The organism is Nonomuraea sp. NPDC003707 (assembly GCF_053587055.1).
The window spans coordinates 1-7,042 of record NZ_JBSFNK010000103.1 but is presented as its reverse complement, the minus strand read 5'-3'; the positions used below and the strand labels follow the sequence as shown (position 1 = coordinate 7,042).

At 68.9% G+C, this 7,042-nt stretch carries 6 protein-coding genes; all 6 read right to left on the bottom strand.

All coding sequences use genetic code 11. From position 1 onward, the window contains the following. Positions 1-197 (bottom strand): hypothetical protein (locus tag ACWDRB_RS67455; protein ID WP_449912767.1); only part of this gene is annotated, 197 nt, incomplete at its 3' end. Further along, the gene (locus ACWDRB_RS67450) at positions 194-1,489 is read right to left on the bottom strand and encodes an ABC transporter substrate-binding protein (RefSeq protein WP_449912765.1); all 1,296 of its coding nucleotides are present in this window, start codon (positions 1,487-1,489) and stop codon (positions 194-196) included. The genes ACWDRB_RS67450 and ACWDRB_RS67455, both read right to left, overlap by 4 nt. A gap of 198 nt (positions 1,490-1,687) precedes the next feature. Then, positions 1,688-2,689: a LacI family DNA-binding transcriptional regulator gene (locus ACWDRB_RS67445; RefSeq protein WP_449912763.1), complete on the bottom strand. Its 1,002-nt coding sequence runs from the start codon at positions 2,687-2,689 to the stop codon at positions 1,688-1,690. A 169-nt stretch (positions 2,690-2,858) separates the two neighbouring features. Then, positions 2,859-3,854 (bottom strand): LacI family DNA-binding transcriptional regulator, encoded by a 996-nt coding sequence (locus ACWDRB_RS67440; RefSeq protein WP_449912761.1) that lies wholly within the window; start codon positions 3,852-3,854, stop codon positions 2,859-2,861. Positions 3,855-3,974: 120 nt separating this feature from the next. Further along, entirely contained in the window at positions 3,975-4,640 is a 666-nt protein-coding gene (locus ACWDRB_RS67435) for a beta-xylosidase family glycoside hydrolase (RefSeq protein ID WP_449912759.1), read from the bottom strand. A gap of 103 nt (positions 4,641-4,743) precedes the next feature. Beyond that, on the bottom strand, positions 4,744-6,507 hold the full coding sequence (locus tag ACWDRB_RS67430; protein WP_449912757.1) for a cellulose binding domain-containing protein: 1,764 nt from the start codon (positions 6,505-6,507) through the stop codon (positions 4,744-4,746). Positions 6,508-7,042 lie beyond the last annotated feature (535 nt).

Genomic DNA, 7,042 nt, shown 5'->3' with positions numbered 1-7,042 from the left:
CTGTCGAACAGGGTCCAGCGGGTCAGCGCGAAGTAGAAGGCCATCACCGTCGGCACCAGGAAGATCACCAGGTAGACGACGGCGGCCGGCAGGTACAGCGCGTACGGGTAGGCCGACCTGCGCTTGGCCGGGCCGGCGGGCGACCGCGCGAGTGCCGGGCCGGGCCCCGAGCGGGGCCCGGCGTCCTGCCTGATCACCACCCCGCGAGCCCCAACTGCTTGGCCTGCTTCTCGACATCCTTGTCGTACTGGGCCGCCCCCTCGGCGGCCGGCGTCAGCCCGGAGCCGACCGCGACGGTGATCTGCTCCAGAGACGGACCCTTGACCGGGGACAGGAACTCCAGCGCGGGCGCGGTGGCGCTCTTGTCGATGTACACCTGCACGTCCTTGGCGACCTGGATGGCGTTGTCGGGCAGCTTGGCGCCCTTCACCCGGTACGGTCCCGTCGGCTGCACCACCTTGCTGGTGGCCTCAGCGGCGGCAGGCGAAGCGACGAAGGCCGCGAACTTCTTGGCCGCCTCCAGGTTCTTGGTGCTCTTGGGGATGTAGATGGCCGGTGGCTCCCACACGGTGGCGCCGTTCTTGGCGGCGTCGGTGCCGGGGACGCCGAAGAAGCCGATGTCCGTTGCGGCCTGCGGGCTCGTGGCCAGCACCGGCGGCAGGATCGCGGTGAGCATCGGATAGTGCGCGCCTTCGCCTTCGGCGAGCATCTTCAGCCCCTGGTCCAGGGTGGCCGAGCCGAAGCCCTTGTTGAGGTAGCCCTTGACGTCGGCCAGGTGCTGGAAGCCGGCCAGCGCCGCCGGCGTGGTGGCGAACTTGGCCTTGCCCGCGGTGTAGTCGGCGGCGAAGCTCGGGACCGCGGCCTGCACGTTGTAGAAGTCGCCGAGCACGAACAGCTGCGAGGTCCAGGTGTCCTTGAACGTCGAGATCACCGGCGCGATCCCGGCCGCCTTGATCTTCTCGTTGTTGGCCATGAACTCCGCCCAGGTCGTGGGCACCTTCAGGCCGAGCTTGTCGTAGACCTTGCGGTTGTAGAGGATGCCGCCGCCGGACGCGGCGGTGGCCGGCACGCCGTACACGTGGTCCCCTTGGGTCACCACCCGCAGGTAGTCCGGCTGGACGTTCGCCACCACCGGGTCCCCGGTGAGATCGACCAGGCTCTGGGCCGGGTTGAGCGCCTGGAGCAGCGACCCGGAGTTGTACCAGAACACGTCCGTCATCTCGCCGGTCGACAGGCGCGTCTTGACGATGTTGTCGCCCTCGCTGCCGCCCGGCTGGTTCTCGATCTTGATCTTGATCTTGGGGTTGGCCTGCATGAAGGCATCGGCCAGCGCCTTGGACGTGTCCACGGTCGACTGGTCGCTGCCTGTCATGAAGGAGAGGGTGACGGTGCCGTCGGCGGCGGGCTCCGAGCCGGAACCGCAGGAGGTCAGAGCCGCCAGCGCCAGGACGGCCGTAGCCGTCGCGAGCGTGCGGTGGGAGGTCTTCACACACCCCTCCAGGGTTATTGAATCGTTTTAAGCGACTCCCCGATGCGGTTAACGTAGGCGTTACGCGAAGGAAGTGTCAAGACATGTTTTGGGTAACGGTACCCAGCTTTTTCCCAGGTTGAGTCGCTACAACCTGGTCTAAATCGGTAACGGTTTCTACGGCGGGCAGCGCGAGACCCTACTTGGGCAGCCGGAAGCTCAGCTGACGGACTCTCCCGGCGCGGCCGTGGAGCCGCGGACGACCAGGCTCGGGGTGACCGAGAAGCGCACGGGCGTCATGCGGCCTTCGATGCGTTCCAGCAGGAGCTTGCCCGCGGCCCGGCCCATCTCGGCGCCGTCCTGGTCGACGCTGGTCAGCGCGATGTTGGGCAGGGCGGCCAGATGGATGTTGTCGTAGCCGGCGACCGAGACGTCCGCCGGGACGGCCAGGCCGGCCTCGTGGACCGCGGCGAGCGCGCCGAGCGCCGCCTGGTCGGCTCCGGCGAAGATCGCCGTCGGCGGGGCCGAGCGGCTCAGCAGCTCGCGAGCCCCCTCGTAGCCGCCCTGCTCGTGGTAGAAGCTGGTCGCGATGGCGATCTCGTCGCCGAGCCCGTGCTCGCGCATCACGCGTTCGTAGGTCGCCGACCGGATGTTGTGCAGCAGGTCGGCCGGCCGCGCCTGGCTGTCGTCCTGGTGCGTGATGTGCGCGATGCGGCGGTGGCCCAGCTCGATGAGGTGCTTCACGACGAGTTCGGCGCCCGCTTCGTCGTCGTCGAACACCGAGTCGTAGTACGACGAGCGCTCGTGCCGGGCGAGCACCACGGTCGGCTTCTCCTTGGCCACTTCCTCCAGGCGCGCTTTCGAGGCGAGCGGGGCGACCATGATGATGCCGTCCACCTGGCGGTCCATGAGGGCGTCGACCGCCCGGATCTCGACCTTGCGGGTGGCGCCGCCCTGGATCATGAACGCCTGGTAGTCGGTGTTCTCCAGATATTCGGTGAGGCCGTCGAGGATGTCGGCGAAGAACGGGTTCCTGATGTGCGGCAGGACGAGCCCGATGGTGAAGGTGCGCCCGCGCATGCCGCGGGCCACCGCCTGCGGCCGGTAGCCGAGCTCCTGGATGGCCGCCTTGACCCGGTCTTTCATGGCCGGGCTGACACCATAGGCGTTGCGGATCACCTTGGACACCGCTGTGACGGAGACCTGAGCGTGAGTCGCCACATCGGCGATGGTCACTCGTCGTCGACCAGGCGCGGCCATGGAACTCCCATTCCCGAGACGTGCTCCGATTCTACGAGCTCAGAGCATTGCTCCAGGTGGGCGTCGGCCAGGCCGGAGGCCGGACCGAGATCCGCCGTCACGTACGGTCCACGACTGGTGAGGCCTTCCGTCACCCCCCGGCGCCCTCGCGGTCGGCGGGTGGAGCGGTGCTCTCCCGGACCGTGAGGGTGGTGGCCAGCTCGAGCCCGGCCTGCGGCGTCTCCTCCCCGCGCCCCAGGGCGAGCGCCAGCTCGGTGGCGGCCGCGGCCATCTCGGTGAGTGGTTGGCGGACGGTGGTCAGCGGAGGATCGACCAGGGCGGCGATGGGCAGGTCGTCGAAGCCGACCACGCTCAGGTCCGCCGGGATCCGCAGCCCCATCGTCCGCGCGGCCTGGTAGACGCCGATCGCCTGCAGGTCGTTGCAGGCGAAGATCGCCGTGGGCCGCTCCGGGCGGTTCAGCAGCTCGAGCGCGGCCGCGCGGCCGTCCTCGGTGGTGAGCAGGGTGCGTACGACGAGGTCGGCCTCCACCGGGAGGCCGGCGGACTCCCGGGCGGAGCGGTAGCCGTCGAGCCTGGCCTGGCAGTAGAGGGTCCGGTCGGGGCCGCCGATCATCGCGATGCGGCGGTGTCCCAGCTCGATCAGGTGGCGGGTGGCCGACCGCCCGCCGGACCAGTTCGTCGCTCCGACGAAGGGGACGTCGTCCGGCAGCTCGGTGGCGGGGTCGAAGACCACGAACGGGATGCCTTTGGCGCGCAGCTGGTTGCGCTGCTCAGCCGACAGCTGGGCCACCGTCACCACGCAGGCGGGGCGGCGGGCCAGGGTGTCCTCGCTCGGATAGTGAACCGCGTTGCGCTCCGGGCCGAACTCCGTCAGCACGACCGCCACGCGGTGTTCGCGGGCCACCCGCTCCACCCCGCGGATGATCTCGGTGCCCCACATGTGCTCGAGCTCGTCGAAGACGAGCTCCATCATGTTGCTGCGGTTGGTCCTGCGGTATCCGTACTCGCTGATCAGCGCCTCGACGCGGGCACGCGTGTCCGCGGACACGCCGGAACGGCCGTTGATGACCTTGGAGACCGTGGGGATCGACACTCCGGCGGTCTCCGCGATGTAGGAGATCGTCACGGGTCTGGACGAATCGCCTCGCGAGGCTTCCCGGTCAGCCACCGGTTCGCCCGACTCGGCGTGTGACAACCTGGCTCCCCTCCTCATCGGCCCCGTCCGGTCGCCCGTCGAGGGTCCCGTTCACGGCGCAAGGATAACCTGCCCCGGCCCTGTGTCGTGATCGAGCGGCTCGTAATCGAACCAGTCGAACCGCACCGTGCCGGACGCGGCGTACATGCCGATCACCCGCCCCGTGAAGCCACCGGCTACCTCCGTCGACAGGTACCGGCCGTCGAGCTCGGCCAGCACGTCGAACGCTCCGTCCGCCGCCTCGACGCCGAGGCGCAGGACGTCGGGCTCCTTGCGGGGATGCCGGTCGGCGGGCAGCGCGGCGAGCACATCGATCCGCAGCCTGATCGGCCCGGCCGGCGCGGGCCGGGTGGCCACGGTCGGTCGCAGCGAGCCGATCCGCGCGACGACCAGAACCTCGCCGCCCGCGCCTCGATCATGCCCGGCGTCTCGTACTGGTGGATCAGCTTGCAGGTAGGGCCACAGGTCGTCGAACGCCCACCGGCCCGCCTTCGCGTCGGTGAGCTCCTTGCCGAGCGCGAACAGCTCGTCGGCCGACTTCACCTCCGCCGAAACGCCGGCGGCGTCGAGGAAGTCCTTGCGGTAGAAGAGGTAGCCGGGCCCCTTGGGTTGTGCGGGCGAGCCGCAGCCCGCCAGGCCGCCGGACGTGAGCAGCACGCCGGCGACGCCGGCGAGCACGCCCCGGCGAGAGATCGAAGGAGTGGGTTCCGCTGTCATGGACGAACCGCCTTGGCGCGTATCTGGAACTTCGGTGTGTCAGCCCTTCGCCGATGGTGCTCCGGCCGCGCGGCGGCGGCTCGGAGACCACCGAGTGGTCAGGTCAGCCGGCGGAGCAGGCGGACCCGTTGAGCGCGAAGCCGGTGGGGTTCGCGTCGTTGCCGGTCCAGGTGCCCTGGAACCCGAACGACTGGGAGCCGCCCGCCGGTATGGCGCCGTTGTAGGACGCGTTGGTGGCCGTCACCGCCGCGCCGCTCTGCGTCACGCTCGCGTTCCAGGCGGTGGTCACCTTGGTGTCGCCGGGGAAGGTGAAGGTCAGCCGCCATCCGTCCACCGCGCTGCCGCCGGTGTTCCTGATCGTCACGCTCGCGGTGAGCCCGCCCTGCCACTCGTTCTTGGTGTAGTCGACCCGGCAGGCGCCGGTCCCGCCGCCGCTTCCCGCGCGCAGCTGGACGACCACGACGGAGTAGGCGGGCACGGTCTGTACGGCGGCGCTCCCGGTGGAGGCCGAGCCGATCGACGAGGCGTTCTTCAGGTACGAGTACACGGTCGGCGTCGCCGAGGACGGGGTGAAGCCGCTGTAGGAGAGGTTGACCGTCGTGGCGTTGTTCGGGTCCTTGTTGATCAACATGACGCTCACGTCGCCGTTGGCGCGCTTGACGGCGTGCGTGGACAGCATCGCGGTGGAGGAGGTCGTCCGCACCAGCGCGTCGCCGGGGACGCCGAGCCTGGTCATCATCTGGATGCCGTAGTACGGCGGGAACGGCGTGTTGGCGGCCGGTTCGCAGGACGCCCCGCTGGACACCACGCCGCCGTCGTTGTAGTCCGTCGCGCCCTGGATGGTGGTGACCTTGCTGCAGTCGGTGCCGTTGCGCAGGTTCCACCAGTCGATGTTGAACGCGCCGTTCTCCATCCAGGTCAGGTAGACGTCCGGCGCGTACAGGCCGGACGGCGAGGTGTTCAACGCGTAGTTGGAGCTGTCCTCGGTGACGGCGATGCCGACGTTGGGGGCGTTGCCGCCCGCGTACTGGTTGATCAGTGCGCGCAGCGCGCTCGTCATGCTCGGGACCTCGGCCTGCGGCTTGGTCACGAGCTCGGCCTCGTTGGCGCTGTTCGGGTAGTGGTGCACGATCACGAAGTCGATCCGCGAGCCGGCGATGGACATGACGGTGCGGTTCCAGTCCATCGTGTCGCCGGGGCCGACGACGCCGTCCGGCCAGTTGCCCGGCGTCGTCAGGACCGCGCCGATCTTGATCGTGGGGTCGACGGCCTTCATCGCGGTGATGTAGTCGAGCAGGTTGGTGGCGTACGTGGCGGGGCTCTTGCTGGCGTGCTTGTCCGTCTCCCATTCGGCACCGTAGTGGCCGTTGCCGTACATCTCGTTGCCGATCTCCCAGTACTTGATGCCGTAGCCCTTGGTGACGTTGGCGTACCGCACCCAGTCGGCGGCCTCCTGCGCCGTGCCCGAGCCGTAGTTCGCGGTGACGATCGGCTGCGCGCCGGCCGCACGGGACGTGGCCACGTACGCGTCGAACCCGGTGTTGGGCGCCACGTACCCGCCGCCCTCGACCGTGTGCGTCTGCCAGTGGTAGCCGTCGGCGTAGCCGCCGCCCGGGTACCGGACGGCCTTGACACCCGCGTCCTTCAGCAGCATGGATGTCACCGGATCGTTCATCCGCCCGTCCCACACGGCGACGTTCATGCCGACGCCGGCGGCGGGGATGGTGGCCAGCGTCTGACCGGCGTCGACCGAGACCGTGGCGGTCGTGGCGGCGGCTGCCGGCAGGGTGGGGAGCGGGGATAAGCCGGCGGTGACCGCGACCGCGGCTCCGGCCAGAGCGATCAGACGGGTGACGCGTCTCCTCATGGACCCTCTCATGAGCCCTCCTGGGGCGAGAAAGTTTTCCGAGATTTGATGAGATAATTTCTCGGCGGAGAGTAGTAAGCGTTAACCATGACGTCAACGGGTGCCAGCTCTGGAGGGTCAGAGTCCAGCTTTACCGCTGGATGAGGTCGGCATCCTCCTTGAAACTTTCAGAGACAGGACACTGAAAAGTTTCCGCCAGCAGGATGAGCGCGCGCCACGCCTACACGCTTGATCCAGTACGAGGGACAATCGGCCTGCATGATGTAGCTTAAAGTAACTCGATCATCACTCTGAGTGAAAAGGCGGTGTTGTCATGAACGCCCTGGCGTCGCTTCTTAACGCGCTGTTGCATCAGGTGCAGCAGCTCCTCGCGAGTCTGCACGTGGGCTGACGGACGAGGGTCGAGGGGGGGGGGGCGGCGGGACCGGGGGGGGCGGGGCGCGCCGCGGGCGGGGCGGCGGGGGCGGACGGGGTGCAGGGCGAAGGGTTGGTGGTTACGGAATGTTTTGGTAAAAGAAGCCCCCGTTACCCCAGT